The organism is Ramlibacter sp. (genome assembly GCA_019635435.1).
Taxonomy (GTDB): domain Bacteria; phylum Pseudomonadota; class Gammaproteobacteria; order Burkholderiales; family Burkholderiaceae_C; genus JAHBZM01.
In genome coordinates this window covers 2,584,300-2,602,630 of record JAHBZM010000001.1, presented here as the reverse complement: position 1 = coordinate 2,602,630, position 18,331 = coordinate 2,584,300, and the positions used below count along the sequence as shown (strand labels likewise).

General features: G+C 66.0%; 12 protein-coding genes. 4 read left to right on the top strand and 8 right to left on the bottom strand.

Translation table 11 applies throughout. The features are described 5' to 3' along the window. Nucleotides 1-2 precede the first annotated feature (2 nt). From KF796_12625 to KF796_12605, 5 genes are all read right to left on the bottom strand, one after another. Entirely contained in the window at nucleotides 3-1,766 is a 1,764-nt protein-coding gene (locus KF796_12625) for a ShlB/FhaC/HecB family hemolysin secretion/activation protein (GenBank protein ID MBX3587476.1), read from the bottom strand. Nucleotides 1,767-2,147: 381 nt separating this feature from the next. Continuing rightward, on the bottom strand, nucleotides 2,148-4,250 hold the full coding sequence (gene ligA, locus KF796_12620; GenBank protein MBX3587475.1) for an NAD-dependent DNA ligase LigA: 2,103 nt from the start codon (nucleotides 4,248-4,250) through the stop codon (nucleotides 2,148-2,150). Between the two features lie 8 nt (nucleotides 4,251-4,258). After that, the gene (locus KF796_12615; GenBank protein ID MBX3587474.1) at nucleotides 4,259-5,287 is read right to left on the bottom strand and encodes a cell division protein FtsZ; all 1,029 of its coding nucleotides are present in this window, start codon (nucleotides 5,285-5,287) and stop codon (nucleotides 4,259-4,261) included. A 10-nt stretch (nucleotides 5,288-5,297) separates the two neighbouring features. Then, nucleotides 5,298-8,813 carry a chromosome segregation protein SMC gene (gene smc / locus KF796_12610; protein MBX3587473.1) on the bottom strand — a complete coding sequence of 1,172 codons (3,516 nt, stop codon included), beginning with the start codon at nucleotides 8,811-8,813 and terminating at the stop codon, nucleotides 5,298-5,300. 73 nt (nucleotides 8,814-8,886) lie between these two features. Further along, the gene (locus KF796_12605) at nucleotides 8,887-9,921 is read right to left on the bottom strand and encodes an alkane 1-monooxygenase (protein MBX3587472.1); all 1,035 of its coding nucleotides are present in this window, start codon (nucleotides 9,919-9,921) and stop codon (nucleotides 8,887-8,889) included. A 167-nt stretch (nucleotides 9,922-10,088) separates the two neighbouring features. Between KF796_12605 and KF796_12600 the strand changes: the two genes are divergently transcribed. Beyond that, on the top strand, nucleotides 10,089-10,835 hold the full coding sequence (locus tag KF796_12600; protein ID MBX3587471.1) for a histidine kinase: 747 nt from the start codon (nucleotides 10,089-10,091) through the stop codon (nucleotides 10,833-10,835). A gap of 62 nt (nucleotides 10,836-10,897) precedes the next feature. Here KF796_12600 and KF796_12595 read toward each other — a convergent pair whose 3' ends face one another. Genes KF796_12595 through KF796_12585 form a run of 3 tightly spaced genes read right to left on the bottom strand, consistent with a single transcriptional unit; the run spans nucleotide 10,898 to nucleotide 14,989 of the window. Next, nucleotides 10,898-12,652: a response regulator gene (locus KF796_12595; protein ID MBX3587470.1), complete on the bottom strand. Its 1,755-nt coding sequence runs from the start codon at nucleotides 12,650-12,652 to the stop codon at nucleotides 10,898-10,900. A 1-nt stretch (nucleotide 12,653) separates the two neighbouring features. After that, entirely contained in the window at nucleotides 12,654-13,466 is an 813-nt protein-coding gene (locus tag KF796_12590; protein MBX3587469.1) for a response regulator, read from the bottom strand. Beyond that, complete coding sequence (locus KF796_12585; GenBank protein MBX3587468.1) at nucleotides 13,463-14,989, bottom strand: PAS domain S-box protein; 1,527 nt, start codon at nucleotides 14,987-14,989, stop codon at nucleotides 13,463-13,465. Before KF796_12585 ends, KF796_12590 begins: the two co-directional genes overlap by 4 nt. A gap of 119 nt (nucleotides 14,990-15,108) precedes the next feature. Here KF796_12585 and dapC point away from each other — a divergent pair, with 119 nt between their 5' ends. Genes dapC through KF796_12570 form a run of 3 tightly spaced genes read left to right on the top strand, consistent with a single transcriptional unit; the run spans nucleotide 15,109 to nucleotide 18,330 of the window. Further along, nucleotides 15,109-16,320 (top strand): succinyldiaminopimelate transaminase, encoded by a 1,212-nt coding sequence (gene dapC / locus KF796_12580; protein MBX3587467.1) that lies wholly within the window; start codon nucleotides 15,109-15,111, stop codon nucleotides 16,318-16,320. Between the two features lie 7 nt (nucleotides 16,321-16,327). Then, nucleotides 16,328-17,152, top strand: a complete 825-nt coding sequence (dapD, locus tag KF796_12575; GenBank protein MBX3587466.1) for a 2,3,4,5-tetrahydropyridine-2,6-dicarboxylate N-succinyltransferase — start codon at nucleotides 16,328-16,330, stop codon at nucleotides 17,150-17,152. Between the two features lie 32 nt (nucleotides 17,153-17,184). Next, nucleotides 17,185-18,330, top strand: coding sequence for a PilT/PilU family type 4a pilus ATPase (locus KF796_12570; protein ID MBX3587465.1), 1,146 nt, complete (start codon nucleotides 17,185-17,187; stop codon nucleotides 18,328-18,330). Nucleotide 18,331: the final 1 nt, after the last annotated feature.

Here is an 18,331-nt window from a genome sequence, read left to right as displayed (position 1 = left end):
GATTAAATGGAACAGCTCAGGCGCACCCAGGTCTGGGGCGACTCGCGACGAAAAAATGAGGGGAATGAAATGGGCGCGGCAACCGACACATCCAGCGCCAGCGCCTTCCAGGCCAGCGTGGCGCCCAGGGCCATGCCGGTCAGGTGCCCTTCCTGCAGGCCCGCCGCCGCACCGGCCACCCGTCCCGTGTCCAGCGCGGCATACAGTCGCAAGGCCACGGGCTGCGAGCCAAGGTTCAGCGTGCGGCGCGACGACAGTTCGTTGCGCAGGTAGTAACCCTTGTCACCCGACAGGCTGTTCTTGCTGAAACCGCGCACGCTGTACAGGCCGCCAATGGCGATCTGCTCGGAACCATGCAGGGTCATGCCCGCGTGCTGGCCGGTCAGTTGGCTGGACAGCGTGACGTCCGTCCCGCCGACCTTCATCGGCCGGTAATAGCTCACGGCGTAGTTCAGTTTTCTGAACTGGGAACGTGGCGCGCCATCGGGCAGGTTGGGCGCGTCGGTTTGCGCTCCCCCGAGTTTCAGCCCCCTGGAGAGGCCCAATTCAGCCGAAACCACGCCGTCCAGCATCGTGGTCGAGAAGCCGGCCCCGAGGTCCAGCACGCTCAGGCGCCGGCTGCTCACCGCGAGGTATTCACCTGCGAAGTAGTTCTCGCTGTTCTTGGCGGTGTACCCCGCGGAGAGCGTGACCCGGGTGCGCTGGTTGCGGTACATGACCCGCTCCAGCTTGAGGCTGTCATTCCCGCTGGTGCCGTTGGAGCGCAGCCGCAGCCCGCTGGGCGCCGTGATCATGGTCGCGTAGCTCGAGCGGCTGACCGAGGTGGAGAGCGTCGTGTAGCCGAAAGGCACGACGATGCTCAGGTTGTCGCTGACCGAGGACCGGCTCTCCCGGTCGTTGGGCACGGTTTGCCGGTGCGTCAGCGAAGCCAGTTCGTTGAAGCCAAGCAGGCCGTCGGCCACTAGGGTCAGGCCCACCTGATTTTTCCCCGTGGATTCGGCTCCCTGGTTGTCGAGGCTCAGCGAGGCATGAAAAGGCGTGGCAGGCTGGTTGTGGACCACCACCGTGCTGGCGCCCGCCCGCTCTCCCGGCTGGATGTCGAGCCGGGCATTGTTGGAAGAAAGTCGGTTGACCTGGTCAATGCCCTGTTCCAGGTCGCGCAGGTTCAGCAGATCGCCGGCCCTGGCCGGAAATGCGGTGGAGGGGCGGATGCTGCGGGCATCCCCGTCGTCGATCACGATCCGCTCGATCGTGCCTTCGCTCACCTTGATGCGCAGGAGTCCGGTGGACAGTTCCTGCGACGGCAGGTAGGCGCGTGTGGTGATGAAGCCGCGCAGGACGTAGTCGAGCGTGATGGCGCCCAGGATCTGCTCGATCTCCTTCACGCCGATGCAACGCCCGGCGTACTCGCGGGTCAGTCGTTCGCCCACAGGCGCCGAAAGATGCGGCGCGGATTCGATTGACACGGTCCTGATGTTCGAGCAGGCGGCGCTGACGGGCGCCACGTCCACCTTGGGCAAAAAGTCCTTGGGGTCCGCACCTGACGGGGCGCCGGGCGCCCGGCGAATGGCATCCAGGTCGCGCTGCATCCGTTCCTGGTTCTCGCGCTGGATGATGTCGGCCTGTCGGGCGGCTTCAGCACGGTCAGCCGCAGTCTGAGCCTGGGCGCCGCACGCCAGCACCAACAGGCTGGCCCCCGCTGCCCACCTCGAAAAGCGGCCAGAGGCCACGAAATTCCCGGCCATCCTGCGTCTGCGAATCACCATCGGTTGCACCTGTGCGGTGGTTTTGATCAACCGATGGTACGGAGACGTTCCGAACTCAGCAACGGTACGCAATCGTACTTTTTGGCCTAATTCACCAAGTTGGGGCGTTAAAAATGCCCGAAAAACATGAGTGCTTTCAGCCTCTTTTCATTGGAGAAATCCATTTCTGGAAATGATTCATGCACCACGTCAGCCCATGCGAAACATGCATGATGCGTCGACGTAATGGCATTACCTCGTTGTGACAAAGTCACAGGATTCAGGTTTCAACTTGTAATGGACGTGATAATTTTCACGATATCCGGCGACTACGCCGTGAACACGGTGGAACTCCAGGGGCTGGCAGAGAGCCTTCCAAGCCGGGAACGAATCAGTACCAGCTCAACCGGCCAGCAATTCGCGCAGCCCGTTCTCGTCGAGCACCGGCACGCCAAGTTCCCGGGCCTTGTCGAGCTTGCTACCGGCCTCGGCGCCGGCCACCACATAGCTGGTCTTCCTGCTCACCGAACCGGCCACCTTGGCGCCGGCGGCTTCCAACTGTTCCTTGGCTTCCTCGCGGCTGAGCGTGGGCAAGGTCCCCGTCAGTACCACGGTCAGGCCTGCCAGCGGCTGCGGCGCCCGGGCGGCCGGTTCGCCCTCTTCCCAGTGCACGCCGCAGGCACGCAACTGCTCCACGACCTCGCGGTTGTGCGGTTGCTGGAAGAAAGTGTGGATCGCCTCGGCCACAATCGGCCCCACGTCGTTGACCTCCAGCAGTTGCTCCACCGTCGCGGCCTGGTCCGCCGTGGGCCCCATGATGGCCTCCAGCTTGCCAAAATGGCGCGCCAGATCCTTGGCGGTGGCTTCGCCAACATGGCGAATCCCCAGGCCAAACAGGAAGCGCGGTAGCGTGGTCTGCCGGGATTGCGCCAGGCCATCCAGCACGTTTTGCGCCGATTTTTCGGCCATGCGGTCCAGCGCCACCAGCGACGTCAGGCCCATCCGGTACAGGTCGGGCAAGGTCTTGACCACATGGCCGTCCACCAGCTGATCCACCAGCTTTTCGCCCAGCCCTTCAATGTCCATGGCGCGGCGCTGCGCATAGTGCAGGATGGCCTGCTTGCGCTGCGCGCCGCAGAACAGGCCGCCGCTGCAGCGGTGGTTGACCTCCTGCTTCTCGCGCACCACGGCGCTGCCACAGATCGGGCAGTGCCGCGGCATGCGGAAGTTGGGCACGTAAGCATGCCGCGGTCCGGGCACCACACCCACCACCTCGGGAATCACATCGCCCGCGCGACGCACGATCACCGTGTCTCCGACCCGCACACCCTTGCGGCGCAGTTCAAACAGGTTGTGCAGCGTGGCATTGGAGACGGTCGTTCCGCCCACAAACACCGGGTCCAGCCGGGCCACGGGCGTGAGCTTGCCGGTGCGGCCCACCTGCACGTCGATGCCGAGCACCCGGGTCATCTGCTCCTGCGCCGGGTATTTGTGAGCCACGGCCCAGCGCGGCTCGCGTGTGACAAATCCCAGCTGGCGTTGCAGGGCAAAGCTGTTGACCTTGTAGACCACGCCATCGATGTCAAATGGCAGCTGGTCGCGCTCAGCCCCCACGGACTGGTGATACGCTATCAATTCAGTAGCGCCTTGTGCAAGCTGCGTGCGGGCTGAGACCGGAAATCCCCAAGAACGCAGGGTCAGCAGTGCCTCGTAGTGGGTTTTGAAATCCGGGCCGCCCTGCTCCACGGGCGTGACCTCGCCCCAGCCATAGGCAAAGAAACTCAGCGGCCGCTGGGCCGTGATGGCCGGGTCGAGCTGGCGCACGGCGCCGGCGGCGGTATTGCGTGGATTGATGTAGGTCTTTTCGCCCTTGGCGCCGGCGGCGATCTTCTCGCGCTGGCGCTCATTGAGCCGGTCGAAGTCCTTCCGGCTCATGAAGACCTCGCCGCGCACCTCCAGCACGGCCGGCGCATCGGCCGGCAGCTTCAGCGGGATCTGGCCAATGGTGCGGATGTTCTGCGTGACGTCTTCCCCGATTTCGCCGTCGCCACGGGTGGCGGCCTGCACCAGCGTGCCATTTTCGTAGCGCAGGTTGATGGCCAGGCCGTCGAACTTCAGCTCGGCCACATAGTCCACCGGCGGCGCGTCTTCGGCCAACCCCAGTTCCTTGCGCACCCGGGTGTCAAAGTTCTGCGCCCCGCTGGCCTCGATGTCGGTCTCGGTGCGGATCGACAGCATGGGCACCTTGTGCCGCACCTTGGCGAAAGCGTCCAGCGGCTTGCCGCCCACCCGCTGCGTGGGCGAGTCCGGCGTCAGCAGCTCGGGGTGCGCGGCCTCCAGTGCCTGCAGTTCCCTGAAGAGCCGGTCGTACTCGGCATCGGGAATCTCGGGCTCGTCCAGCACGTAGTAGCGGTGGGCGTGGTGGTGCAGGAGCCGCCTCAGCCCGGCGGCGCGCGCGGTGTCGTCACCCGGTTCGGGCGCGGCGAACAGGTCGGACTCCGCCATGCCGCTTCCTAGGAAAACAAGCGCCGGGCCAGTGCCGAGCCTGCCGACAGGTCACGCGCATCGAGCGTGTCGTACAGCTGCTCCAGGTCGGCACCGATCACGTCGAGCCCTTCGACCCGGATGACCTGGCCGTTGTCGTCGGTGATGATGCCGTCCATGGACGCGGCCAGCGTGATGGCAGCCTCGCGCATGCGCACAAAGGGCTGTTCGCTGCGCTGCACCTGGGGCACGTCCAGGCTCAGCGTCAACTCGCGGATCGCGGTGTGCGCCGGGTCGTCCGCCAGCGCGGCCTGGGTATCAAATGCCAGGCCCAGCACCGGTGGCGAGCCCGCCGTGCTGGCGGGCAGCACCATGCGCCCCGGGATCACGCCTGGCACAAAGCCCAGCCGCGCGGCATTCTGCTGCACATAGCCGGGGCTCCAGGCGGCGCTGCGGGCGCGCAGCGTGAAACTGAGCTGGGCGTCGTGGCCACCGGCAAACTGGTCCAGCTCGCGGGCCCGGGCCACTTCATGCAGCATGTCGGGGAACTCGGGCGCACCGTTCACGGCGTCGGCAAAGGCCTGGGCCTTGACGACGAATTCGGAGTACTCGATCTCGTTGAGCGCACCCGTGCGGTTGGCCAGCTGCACGCCGGCCTGAAAGGCGCTGTAGCGCCGGCCCGCCACGGGCTGCTCCCACTGGCGCGAACTGTCGTTGAACCCCTCCACCGCGAACGGCTTGCTGCCAGCGCGGCGCGTCGGGGGCATGGCCGCCAGCGCAGCGTCGCCCGAGCTCGGGTGCTCCAGCGCGATCGGGGCGATCACGTCGATCAGCGCATCGAGCCCGGCCTTGCGCTCCGGCGCCGCCGCCAGCGGCATGGGGTGGGAGTCCATCGCGGGCTCCAGGCGCTCCCCCGCACCCTCTTCTGGCGAGGCAGGAACCGTGTCGGGCTGGGCCTGCCGCGGTGCGTTGCGGCGCGAGGTCCAGGCGCCGTGGGCCACGATGGCCGCGAGTACAAGGCCGCCCAGTATGGCCAGCCCCAGGGTCAGGTTGCTCATCGGTCCACCTTCACGCGGCTTCCACCAGGGTCACCGCCGCCTCCATGTCCACCGCCACGATGCGGGAGACGCCCTGCTCCTGCATGGTCACGCCAATCAGCTGTTCGGCCATTTCCATCGCGATCTTGTTGTGGCTGATGAACAGGAACTGGGTTTCACGGCTCATCGCGCTCACCAGCTTGGCGTAGCGCTCGGTATTGGCGTCGTCCAGCGGCGCATCGACCTCGTCCAGCAGGCAGAACGGCGCCGGGTTGAGCTGGAAGATGGCAAACACCAGCGCGATCGCGGTCAGGGCTTTCTCGCCGCCCGACAGCAGGTGGATGGTCTGGTTCTTCTTGCCCGGCGGCTGGGCCATGACCTGCACGCCCGAGTCAAGGATTTCTTCGCCGGTCATCACCAGCCGGGCGTTGCCGCCCCCGAACAGCTCGGGGAACATGCGGCCAAAATGCTCGTTGACGGTCTTGAAGGTGCCGCCCAGCAGCTCGCGGGTCTCGCCGTCGATCTTCTTGATGGCGTCTTCCAGCGTGGTCATGGCCTCGTTGAGGTCGGCCGACTGCGCGTCCAGGAACTGCTTGCGCTCGCGCGCGGTGGCCAGCTCGTCAAGGGCGGCCAGGTTGACCGCGCCCAGCGCATTGACTTCACGGTGCAGGCGGTCGATTTCGCCCTGCAGGCCGGTCAGCCGGACATTGCCTTCTTCGATGGACCGTGCCACCGCCTCCAGATCGGCCTGCGCATCGGCCAGCAACTGGGCGTACTGCTCAAAGCCCAGCCGCGCAGCCTGCTCCTTGAGCTGCATGTCGGTGATGCGCTGGCGCAGGGGGTCGAGCTCACGCTCCAGTTGCAGGCGCCGCTCATCGCTGGCGCGCAGCTTGGCGGTCAGGTCGTCATATTCGCTTCGTTTGGCGCCCAGCGCCTGCTCGCGCTCGAGCTTGAGGGCCAGCGCGCTCTGCAGGCCGGCCTGGGCGGCCGCGTCGGTCAGGCGCGTGAGCTCTTCATGGGCCCGCTGTTCCTCGACGCGGATGGTTTCTGCCTGCTGCGCCGCCGTTTCAATGGCCCGGCTCAGTTCGGCTTTGCGGGCCTCCAGGCTGCGCTGGGCAAACACCGCCTCCTGCGACTGGCGCTCCAGGCTGCGCTGCTGCTCGCGGCATTCGGCGAGCTTGCGTTCGGCGCCGATCACGCGCTCGTCCAGCTGGGCGTGGCGCTCCTGGCTGTCGGCCAGCTGCATGTCGAGTTCTTCAAACCGCGCCTCGGCCGTCACGCGGCGCTCCTGCAGGGCCTCGAGCTGGCCATCGACCTCGCCCAGGTCGGCCGCGATCTGTTCGCTGCGGGCGCGGGTCTGCTCGGCCAGCTGGGTGAGGCGCAGGGTCTCGACCTGAAGCTCGTGGGCCCGGCTCTGGGCCTCGGCGGCCTCCCGGCGCGTGGACACCAGGCGCTGCGAGGCGTCTGAATAGGCGGCCTCGGCGCGCACCAGGGCCGCGCGGGCTTCCTCGCTGATGAATGCCTGGGCCTTGAGCTGCTTGTCGAGGTTCTCGATTTCCTGGGCCCGCGCCAGCAGGCCAGCCTGCTCGGAATCGGGGGCATACAGGCTGGCACTGTGGGCCGTGACCGCATGGCCGCTCTTGACGTAAATGACTTCACCGGGTTGCAGCTTGTCGCGCGCGGCCAGTGCCTCGTCAAAACTGGCGGCCGTGTAGCAGCCGTGCAGCCAGTCAGCCAGCAGGGCCTTCTGCCCCGCATCGTTCAGGCGCAGCAGGTCGGCCAGCCTGGGCAGGGCCGAAGGGCCTTCAGGCACGCCGGCCTGGGGCGGGCTGTAGAAGGCCAGCTTGGCGGGCGGTGCATCGGCGCCAAACGCCCGCACCATGTCCAGGCGCGACACTTCAAGCGAATTGAGGCGTTCACGCAGTGCGGCCTCCAGGGCGTTTTCCCAGCCCTGCTCGATGTGGATCCGGCTCCACAGGCCCTGCAGGCTGTCCAGGCCATGTTTGGCCAGCCAGGGCTTGAGCTTGCCGTCGGTGCGAACCTTCTCCTGCAGCGCCTTGAGCGCCTCCATGCGTGCCGACAGTTCGGCCTGCTTGCCACTTTCGGTGTTCACGGCCTGCTGCTTGCCGCGGCGGTCGTCGTCGAGCTGGGGCACCTGCTCCTGCAACTCGTGCAGCCGCGCATCGGCCACTTCGGCAGCCTCTTGGGCGGCCGCCAGCTGGGTCTGCAGGTTGACCAGGCGTGCCTCGTCAGGCGCCGCCAATGCATTGCGGTCGGCCCGCAGCTTCTCGCTGCGCAGCGTGAGCTGGCGCGACTGCTCCTCGATGTTGCGCTGGTCGGCGGCCAGCACCTGGATCTGCTGCTGCACCTGGGTCACGCTGCCACGCTGCTCGGCCGACTTGGCCTGGGCCTGGCGCAGGGCCTCCTCTAGGTCGGGCAGCTGCATCGCCTGCTCTTCGACCTGGGCGGCCAGCAGAGTGGCCTTTTCTTCGGCCTCGATGCCCTGGGCGGCCAGGTTCTCGGTTTCAGCGGCGGCGTCATCCTTGCGCGCCGCCCACTGCGCGGTTTGCTCCTTGAGCTGGGCCAGCCGCTGCTCGACCCGTTGCCGGCCCTCAACCACAAACCGGATTTCGGCCTCCAGCCGGCCGACCTCGGCGCTGGCTTCATAGAGCAGGCCCTGGGACTGGTTGACCTGGTCGCCCGCGGCATAGTGGGCCTGGCGGATGGTTTCGAGATCGCTCTCGACCCGCCGCAGGTCGGCCAGCCGGGCCTCGAGGTCGTTGACGGCCTTCTCGGCATCGGCCTTGACCTTGCCCTGGTCGGCCTCGCTCTCGGCGCGCTTGAGGTACCACAGCTGGTGCTGCTTGAGCGTCACATCGGCCTGCAGCGCGTTGTACTTCTGCGCGACTTCGGCCTGTTTCTCGAGTTTCTCAAGGTTACTGTTGAGCTCGCGCAGGATGTCCTCGACCCGGGTGAGGTTCTCGCGCGTGTCCGATAGCCGGTTCTCGGTCTCGCGGCGGCGCTCCTTGTACTTCGATACACCCGCGGCCTCTTCCAGGAACAGGCGCAACTCTTCGGGCTTGGACTCGATGATGCGGCTGATCGTGCCCTGGCCAATGATGGCGTAGGCCCGCGGGCCCAGGCCGGTGCCCAGGAACACGTCCTGCACGTCGCGGCGGCGCACCGGCTGGTTGTTGATGTAGTAGCTGCTGGTGCCGTCGCGCGTGAGCACGCGCTTGACGGCGATCTCGGTGAACTGGCTCCACTGGCCGCCCGCGCGGTGGTCGGCATTGTCAAAGATCAGTTCCACGCTCGAACGGCTGGCAGGCTTGCGCGTGTTGGTGCCGTTGAAGATCACGTCCTGCATGGACTCGCCGCGCAGCTCGCTGGCGCGGCTCTCGCCCAGCACCCAGCGCACCGCATCCATGATGTTGGATTTGCCGCAGCCGTTCGGCCCCACCACCCCCACCAACTGCCCGGGCAGCAGGAAGTTGGTCGGTTCGGCGAAGGACTTGAATCCGGATAACTTGATGGAATTGAGACGCACGGCTAACTCATTGATTCATATGGCGTTTCAGCCCGATGCGGCCCTTGGGGGCCGGGCCGGCAAGGGGACGATGTTACCCGAGCCCTTGCGCCCTGAGTGCATCCAGCCGTGGGTGCATCAGTCCAAACCACAGCGGTGGCAGCGCCGCCAGCATCAGGCAGCCCGCATAGCCCGTGGGCAACTGGGGCCCTGGCAGGGCCTGCAGCGTCGGAAACGGCTTCCAGGCATGCATGTGGTGGTCGGAGTGGCGTTGCAGGTTGGCCAGCACGCTGTTGGTTGCCATATGGTCGGCGTTCCAGGCATGCATCAGGCCAAAGGGCTCGCGCTGCCCGCTGGCCGAGACCTGCCGTTCCAGGCCATAGTGCTCGATGTAATTCACGGTCTCCAGCAGCCAGATGGCAAAGGCCGACTGGCCCAGCCAGAAGCCCAGCATCGCGTACTGCCCCCAGGCGGCCAGCGCCAGCACCAGCGCTGCATTGACCGCGGTGGCCCAAGCCAGCGGGCTGTGCAGCCAGCCCTGCTTGAGCTGGCGCAGCCGCGCTGCCTCCAGCCGCCAGGCGCCCATGAAGCTCCCACCCACGGTGCGCGGCAGAAAGCGCCAGAGTGATTCCCCGCGCCGGGCGCTGGCGGGATCGTCCCGGGTCGCGGCCCGCACATGGTGCCCGCGGTAATGCTCCACCATGAACTGGGGGTAGCCCACACTGGTCATCAAGACCCAGGCCAGCAGGCGGTCGCCGCGATGGCGGCTGTGGCCCAGCTCATGGGCATAGGTGATGCCCTGCCCACCCGTGACAAAACCTACGGCCAGCGCCAGACAGGCCACCTCCCACACAGTCCCTTGCGCCGCAGCGAACAGCCCGACGCCCATCAGTCCCAGTTGCAGGGGCACATACAGGCGCAACAGCCAGGCCAACGGTGGCTTTCCGTCAGTGGGCGCTGCGGGCGGTGGGGATTTTTGGGCCCCGGGCCAGAACGCATCAATGCCCGCAATAAGGGCCCACGACATCAGCGTCCAGAGGCCCGCGCGGGCGGCGCCCTGGCCCACGTTGAGCAGGGCCATGGTGGGAAGCAACCAGATCAGCAGGAACCGGGCATCGGACATTCGCATGCCCCACATTGGATCACGGTGGGGCGCGGCGTCCATCAGCACAGCCCGCGCTCTTTTCCGAGCAGAGAGCACAGGTATATGTATCCAACCGTTAAGTACAAATAAAAACCAATTAGTATTGTATGCATTCTTAGCTTATTTACCTCTGAAACTCACACACCTACCTCATGAATAGCGCCGTTACCACCAGTTACAGCCAGGGTCTGGTCCTGCTCTCTTATGCAATTTCGATGATCGGCGCCCTGGTGGCGCTTACGGCCGCGCGCCGCATCAACCTCCCCGGGGGACGCATCAGCTGGACCAACCTGATGACCGCGGGCCTGGCCCTGGGCGGCATTGGCGTGTGGGCGATGCATTTCATCGGCATGCTGGCCCTGAACATGGACCTGGGCGTGGGCTACTCCCTGACCGAAACCCTGCTGTCTCTGGTGGCGGCCGTGATCGCCACCTCGCTGGCGCTGGCGTTCGTGGCGCGCAACCCCGGCAACTTTGGTCGCCTGGCCGGCGCCGGCGCCCTGCTGGGCCTGGGCGTCACCTTCATGCACTACCTGGGCATGTTCGGCATGCGCTTTGGCGGCTACATCCAGTGGTCGTACGACGTGGTGGGCATTTCCATGGTGATTGCCGTGGTGGCTGCCACTGCCGCGCTGTGGCTGGCGTTCAACACGCGCACCATCCTCGCGCGGGTGGCCGCCGCCGCGATCATGGGGCTGGCCGTGTGCGCCATGCACTACACCGGCATGGCGGCCGCCCAATTCATCTGCACCACGGCCAACCGGACCGCGCTGCCGGTCGGCTTTGGCGTGATCAGTTCATTCGACCTGCCGGCCATGGTGACCGTTCTGGCGATGGGCATCGCCATCGTGCTGTCGATCGACCAGGTGATGCAGCGCATGCTCGCGCCGCAGCGCTGAACGGCAACATGGGCCTGTGCCCAAGCTCAGCCCGACAACCTGACAGCCTCCGGGGGCAATGATTAATTCGCCATGGGAAGGGTGAAATGAAAAGTCGCACCCTTTCCCACCTCGGCCTGCGCCCAGACCCGCCCCCCATGACGGTTGATGATCTGCTGCACCGAAGCCAGGCCGATGCCCGTTCCCTCAAATTCTTCATTGCTGTGCAAGCGCCGGAACAAGCCGAACAAGTCACGCGCATATGCCATGTCAAAGCCGGCGCCGTTGTCCCGGATGAAATAGGCCGGCGGGTTAGAGGTTGAATCAAAGCCCAGTTCGACCACAGGCCGGGCTTGCCGGCGGGTGTACTTGATGGCGTTGCCCAGAAGGTTGACCAGCACCTGGCGCAGCAACAGGGGACTTGCGTTGCAGTCGGGCACGTCCCCCACGCTGACCTCGACATGACGCCGCTCTATTTCTTCAGCAAAATCAGTCAGGCAATCCTGCACCAGGGCTCGCATCGAAACGGGCTTGCGGTCGAGTGGTTGATGCGCCAGGCGGGCGAAATTGAACAGATCCGCAATCAACTGGTCCATCTGCCGGGCGTTGCGCTGGATTGACGCCAGATACCGCTGGGCTTCATCCGGCAAGGCAGCGCCATGTTTGTGTTCCAGGGCCCTGGCAAAGCCGTCGATGCGCTGCAACGGGGAGCGCAGGTCATGCGAAACCGAGTAGGAAAACGATTCCAGTTGCCGGTTCACCATTTCAAGTTCCTGCGTGCGCTCGGTGACCCGCTGGTCCAGTTCCTTGTACAACGTCACGGCCTCCCAGGCGGATCCAAGTTGGGCGCAGAGCGCCCGGATCACCCGCTCGTCGTCGGCGCTGAATCCCTGGCCGCCCATCTGGTCGGCCACATACATCCAGCCACTCGCATCCTCGCGGGCCACCACGGCGCAGGCCAGGAAATTCTGGACGGGTGGGTGCTCCGGTGGAAGCCCGGTTGTATCGCCCTGCTGGCTGGCAACGATCATGCGCACGCTGCGCCGGTCACCCAGCACCCGCCGCGCGGCGGCGCAATCGGCCACGCTGGGGGCGAGCAGGGCCTGCAAGCTCGGGGACAAACCGCGGCAAGCAAAATGACTCAGCGTGCGGCTGTGCGGCGCCAGCATGACCACCCCAACATAACGCGCCCCCAGGATGTCCTGGGCCGCCCGGCAAAACAGGTCCACCATCGCGGCAGGCTCGCGCTCGTTGGACAGCTCAAAGCCCAGCTTGATCAGGCTCGTCAGCCGCAGCCCCAGTTCGTGCACGTCATTCAGCACGTCGCGCGCTGGCGTTGCCTGCCGCCGGTTGTTGGCGAGCAGGCGATTGAGCCGCTGGTCAAGACTCTGGATGATCCGCAACTGATCGACCGGACCATCGCCATCATCACCGGGCACTGTTTCGGGGCCGGACCGGGCATCGCTGGTGACGCCCCCCAGCGCCTCGTTCACCAGCCTGATGATGTCCTGCGGCTCTGCGGGCTTGGCCAGCACCCAGCGCACACCGACTTTCTCGGCAATCAGTCCGGCGGCGCGGGCGTGGTAGGCGGCGGTGTGGAAGATGACCGGCAACCTGCGGGTTGCGGCAGTCGCACGCAGGCGACGCGCAAGCTCTTCCCCGTCCATGTTGGGCATCAGCATGTCGGTGATGACGAGGTCGGGCGGGTCACGGCCGATCAATTCCAGCGCGTGGACCCCGTCGACGGCCTGCACCACCGAGTGGCCACAGTACCCCAGCAGCGTGCTGATGTAGTCGCGGTTTGTCGCGCGGTCATCCACCACCAGAACATGGGCCATGTCAGGAGGCCCGGGGCGCCGCGAGGCATCCCTCGATTTCTTCAAGCAGCCGGGCGTTGTCGATGGGCCGCACAACAAACCGGTCTGCCCCGGTTGCAATTTGCGCCAGACGACGCATTTCCCGCGGCAGTGTTGACGTGATGAACATGAAGGGCGTGTCGCGCAACCGCGACATGCGCCTGACCTGGTTGTAGAAATCCTCGCCCCGCTCCCGGCCAATGTGGATATCGGAAATGATCAGGTCCGGTACATGTCGCTCAAGCTCGGCAAATGCCTCCTGCGTCGTGGAGACCGCCGTCACGGCGATGCCATGGGGTTCCAGCAGGCTGCGCAGCAGGTCGAGATTGACTTTTGAATCGTCAAGAACGAGCGCCTGGGCCCTGGCGGCCGGGGCATGGGCAGGATGGTCCTTTGCGGGTTCCGCCGGTCGCAGCCGCAGCGGCACGCCCTGGCCCAGCATGGTGGCCACCCGCTGCACGAATTCCTGGGGGTCGATCGGCTTGGGCAGGTACCCGTTGAACCCGGCCGCCAGCACCCGTTCCCTGTCACCCACCATGGCGTACGCGGTCACCGCGAGCACGGGCAGGCGCCGGGTTGCATCATGATCGCGCAGCCGGCGAAGCACCTCGAACCCGTCGATCCCGGGTAGTTGCAGGTCGCAGACGATCAGGTCGGGCGGCTCGGCCAGGGCTTTATCGACGCCGCTTTCGCCATCGACCGCAGCGACCGTGCTGTAACCGAACTTCTGCAGGACATAGCACGCCAGTTCCATGTTGGCGGCGTTGTCCTCGATCACCAGAATGCGGGCCGTCATGGGCGCTCCCCGAGAAGAAGGCTGAACCGGCTGCCCTTGCCGGGCTCGCTTTGGCACTCGATGCGCCCGCCAATCAGGCCGGCGAGTTTCTGGGACAGGTGCAGCCCCAGGCCGGCGCCTTCATGCCGGCGGGCATCTCGCTGGCCGAATTGCTCAAAGGACTGGAACAGGCGGGACTGGTCTTCGGCGGAAATCCCGACCCCGGTATCCGAAACCTCAAACCGGGCCAGCGCGACGCCCGGCGCCGCGTCGGCTGCCGCATAAACCACTGAAACGCGGCCCTGTGGGGTGAATTTCACGGCGTTGTTGGTCAGGTTCAGCAGGATCTGCATCAAGGCGCGCCGGTCGGTGCGCACAACGGCATCGGCGCCAGGCAACGCCACGTCAAGGACCAGCCCCCTGGCGTCACTGGCCGGCAGCATGATGGCCTTGAGTTCCTCCAGCACCTCGCGGCAGGGAACATCCTCGAACATCAGTTCGACCTTGCCGGCCTCGATCTTCGCCAGGTCCAGCAAATCGTTGATCAACGAGTGCAGGTGCCTGGCACTGAGCTGGATGGTGGACAACTGGTGCTTCTGGTCGGCATTCAGCGGCCCGGGCAATTCCATGAGCAGGGTCCCCGTGAAGCCGATGATGGCGTTCAGGGGTGTACGCAATTCGTGCGACATGCCGGCCAGAAACCGGTCCTTGACCAGAGCGGCATTCTTGAGTTCCAGGTTTGTCTCGCGCAGCGCCTGTTCTGACCGCTTGCGCTCTGTCACGTCGCGGATGGCCGCCGATACGTAGAGGCCATCCTCCGCATCCAGGGGGCTGAGGCTGATTTCCACGGGAAATTCCGAGCCGCTTCGATGCAGGCCGGTCAGGTCAAGGCCGGCCCCCATGGACCGCACCCGCGGCTGACCGAAGAATCCGGCCCGATGGCCCGGGTGGCGGTCGCGAAAGCGATGGGGCACCAGGATTTCGATCGTCTGGCCCAGCAACTCCTCGCGCTGGTACCCAAACAGCTTTTCGGTCTGGGAGTTGACCAGCTCGATGCGGCCTTCGCGATTCACGATCACCATGGCATCAGGCGCCGATTCAAGCAGTTCACGAAAGCGGCGGTCGGCGCGCTGGCGATCGGTGATGTCACGCACCGCGCTCATGGTCATCATGCCGGCCTCGGTGTCCAGCGGGCTGAGACTGATCTCGACGGGAAACTCCTGGCCGCCCTTTTGCAGGCCATGAAGTTCGAGATCGGCACCCATGGCGCGCCGCCGCGGCTGGCCAAAATACTGGTCGCGGTGATGCACGTGCTGCTCGCGGGCGCGCTGGGGAAGCAGCATTTCAATGGGGTGGCCGATCATTTCCACGCGGCGATAGCCGAACATGGTCTCGGCCTGTGAGTTCACCAGCACCATCAGCCCCGACGAATTGACCAGCAAGATGGCGTCGGGCGTGGACTCCAGCAAATCACCAAAGCGGGCATGCACCAACTCCACCTGGCGGGCAAGGCCGGCAGCAGCACTCGGACGATCTGTCGTCATGGCGATGTAATTCCTTCCCCCTGAGGCCGCCGACTTCTGGCGGGCCCGGTTCTAATTGCAGCCATTCTTGACTTCCCTGTTGCGGGAGTCAAGGCACTCTTCCCGGATAATCGGAGCCAATGAATCCCCTGCTTGCCCGCCTGCAGCCCTACCCTTTCGAGCGGCTGCGCAAACTCTTCGCGGGCGTCACGCCCAATCCGGCCCTGCGCCCCATCAGCCTGGGCATTGGCGAGCCCAAGCACGCCACGCCCGAGTTCATCAAGCAGGCGCTGAACGCCGCCATGTACGACCCGGCCAGCGACCTCGCGGCCTACCCGCCCACGGCCGGCACGCCGGCCCTGCGCGCGGCCTTCTCCGGCTGGCTGGCCCGCCGCTATGCGCTCAATCTGGACCCGGCCACCCAGGTGCTGCCGGTCAATGGCTCGCGCGAGGCCTTGTTTGCGTTTGCGCAGACGGTCATCGACCCATCCGCCGCCGGGGGGCGACCGGTCGTGGTCTGCCCCAACCCGTTCTATCAAATCTACGAGGGCGCGGCCCTGCTCGCGGGGGCCGAGCCCTACTACGCCCCCAGCGACCCGGCGCGCAACTTCGCGGTGGACTGGGACAGCGTGCCCGAGGCCATCTGGCAGCGCACCCAGCTGGTGTTTGTCTGCTCGCCCGGCAACCCCACGGGCGCCGTGATGCCGCAGGACGAGTGGAACAAGCTGCTGGCGCTGAGCGAGCGCCATGGCTTTGTGATCGCCTCCGACGAGTGCTACAGCGAAATCTATTTCCGCGACGAACCGCCCCTGAGCGGGCTGGAGGCCGCCGCGCGCTGGGGCCGCGCCGACTTCCGCAACCTGGTGTCATTCACCAGCCTGTCCAAGCGCAGCAACGTGCCCGGCCTGCGCAGCGGCTTTGTGGCCGGTGATGCGCAGCTGCTCAAGCAGTTCCTGCTGTACCGCACCTACCATGGCAGCGCCATGAGCCCGGTGGTACAGGCCGCCAGCATCGCGGCCTGGGGCGACGAGGCCCATGTGGTGGACAACCGCGACCAGTACCGCACCAAGTTCGCCCAGGTCACACCCGTCCTGGCGGGCGCGCTCGACGTGGCCCTGCCCGACGCAGGGTTTTACCTGTGGGCCGGGATCGGAGGGGGAGATGACGCCGCCTTCGCCCGTGACCTGCTGGCTCAATACAATGTCACCGTGTTGCCCGGCAGCTACCTCGCGCGCGAAGCCAGCGGCGTGAACCCGGGCGCCGGCCGCATCCGCATGGCCCTGGTGGCCGAAACCGCGGAATGCCTCGAGGCCGCGCAACGCATCGTCCAGTTTGTCCAATCCAGAGCCTGAGAAATCAATGACCCAACAACTCCAGCAGATCATCGACGCCGCGTGGGAAGACCGCGCCAACCTGTCCGCCACCTCGGCGCCCAAGGAGGTGACGGATGCCGTCGAGCATGTGATCGCCGAACTCAACACCGGCAAGCTGCGCGTGGCCACGCGCCAGGCCGTGGGCCAGTGGACGGTGCACCAGTGGATCAAGAAGGCCGTGCTGCTGAGCTTCCGCCTCAAGGACAACGCCGTCATGAAGGCCGGCGACCTGGGCTTCTTCGACAAGGTGCAGACCAAGTTCGCCCACCTGGACGAAGCGCAGATGAAGGCCACAGGCGTGCGCGTGGTGCCGCCGGCCGTGGCCCGCCGCGGCAGCTACATCGCCAAGGGCGCGATCCTGATGCCCTCGTACGTGAACATCGGCGCCTATGTGGACGAAGGCACCATGGTCGACACCTGGGCCACGGTGGGCAGCTGTGCCCAGGTGGGCAAGAACGTGCACCTGTCGGGCGGCGTGGGCCTGGGCGGCGTGCTGGAGCCGCTGCAGGCCAACCCGACCATCATTGAAGACAACTGCTTCATCGGCGCGCGCTCCGAGGTGGTTGAGGGCGTGATCGTCGAGGAAAACTCGGTGATCTCCATGGGCGTGTACATCGGCCAGAGCACCAAGATCTATGACCGCGCCACCGGCGAGGTCAGCTATGGCCGCATTCCCGCGGGCTCGGTGGTGGTCAGCGGCAACCTGCCCAGCGCCGACGGCAAGTACAGCCTGTACTGCGCGGTGATCGTCAAGCGGGTGGACGCGCAGACCCGCGCCAAGACCAGCCTGAACGACCTGCTCAGGGACTGATCCACAAGAAGCATCCACGCGAGGGCCGAACAATGAGCACCATGGAACGCATCCTTCGCCTGATGGGCGAGAAGAAGGCTTCAGACGTCTACCTGTCGGCCCACGCGCCGGCGCTGATCAAGATCAACGGCCAGTGCCTGCCGATCAACAACCAGCTGCTGCCGCCCGATGCGCCCAAGACCCTGCTGTCCGAGGTCTTGCCCGCCAAGCGGATCGAGGAGCTGGAGGATTCCGGCGAGCTCAACATGGCCCTGGCGCTGGAAGGCGTGGGCAATTTCCGCTTCAGCGCCATGCGCCAGCGCGGCAGCTACGCGGCCGTGATCCGCTACATCACCACCGACATCCCGGCGCTGGACTCGCTGGGCGTGCCGCCCATCCTGGGCGACCTGATCATGGAAAAGCGCGGCCTGCTGCTCATGGTGGGCGCCACCGGCGCCGGCAAGAGCACCACGCTGGCGTCGATGATGGACTACCGCAATGAGCGGGTCACGGGCCACATCCTGACCATCGAGGACCCGGTGGAGTTCCTGTTCAAGAACAAGAAGTCGGTGGTCAACCAGCGCGAGGTGGGCAGCGACACGCAAAGCCTGCAGACCGCGCTCAAGAACGCGCTGCGCCAGGCCCCCGACGTGATCCTGATCGGCGAAATCCGCGACCGCGAAACCATGTCGGCCGCCATTGCCTACGCCCAGTCGGGCCACCTGTGCCTGGCCACCATGCACGCCAACAACAGCTACCAGGCGCTCAACCGCATCCTGAGCTTCTACCCCGTGGAAGTGCGCCCCACCATGCTGGGCGACCTGGGCGCCGCGCTCAAGGCCATCGTCTCGCAGCGCCTGCTGCGCACGGTGCACGGCTCGCGCGCGCCGGCCGTGGAGGTGATGCTCAACACCAAGCTGGTGTCGGAGCTGATCGAAAAAGGCGACTTCTCGGGCGTCAAGGAGGCCATGGAAAAGTCCATGGCCGAGGGCTCCCAGACCTTCGAGCAGGACATTGCCCGCCTGATCGTGGACGGCACGGTGGACAAGAAGGAAGGCATTGCCTACGCCGACTCGCCCACCAACCTGCAGTGGCGCCTGCAGAACGACTTCGCCAACGCCAGCAAGGCCCAGGCGGAAGAGGAAGACCTGGACGACGAACCGTCCTTCACCGAAATCACGCTCGACGTGAAGCACTGAC

Bases quoted from the DNA above. Each gene is read 5' to 3' on its own strand.
- KF796_12595 (MBX3587470.1), bottom strand. From the start codon at position 12,652: ATGGCCCATGTTCTGGTGGTGGATGACCGCGCGACAAACCGCGACTAC.
- KF796_12615 (MBX3587474.1), bottom strand. From the start codon at position 5,287: ATGAGCAACCTGACCCTGGGGCTGGCCATACTGGGCGGCCTTGTACTC.
- ligA (MBX3587475.1), bottom strand. From the start codon at position 4,250: ATGGCGGAGTCCGACCTGTTCGCCGCGCCCGAACCGGGTGACGACACC.
- KF796_12600 (MBX3587471.1), top strand. From the start codon at position 10,089: ATGAATAGCGCCGTTACCACCAGTTACAGCCAGGGTCTGGTCCTGCTC.
- dapC (MBX3587467.1), top strand. From the start codon at position 15,109: ATGAATCCCCTGCTTGCCCGCCTGCAGCCCTACCCTTTCGAGCGGCTG.
- KF796_12605 (MBX3587472.1), bottom strand. From the start codon at position 9,921: ATGCGAATGTCCGATGCCCGGTTCCTGCTGATCTGGTTGCTTCCCACC.
- dapD (MBX3587466.1), top strand. From the start codon at position 16,328: ATGACCCAACAACTCCAGCAGATCATCGACGCCGCGTGGGAAGACCGC.
- KF796_12585 (MBX3587468.1), bottom strand. From the start codon at position 14,989: ATGACGACAGATCGTCCGAGTGCTGCTGCCGGCCTTGCCCGCCAGGTG.
- KF796_12570 (MBX3587465.1), top strand. From the start codon at position 17,185: ATGAGCACCATGGAACGCATCCTTCGCCTGATGGGCGAGAAGAAGGCT.
- KF796_12590 (MBX3587469.1), bottom strand. From the start codon at position 13,466: ATGACGGCCCGCATTCTGGTGATCGAGGACAACGCCGCCAACATGGAA.
- KF796_12625 (MBX3587476.1), bottom strand. From the start codon at position 1,766: ATGGTGATTCGCAGACGCAGGATGGCCGGGAATTTCGTGGCCTCTGGC.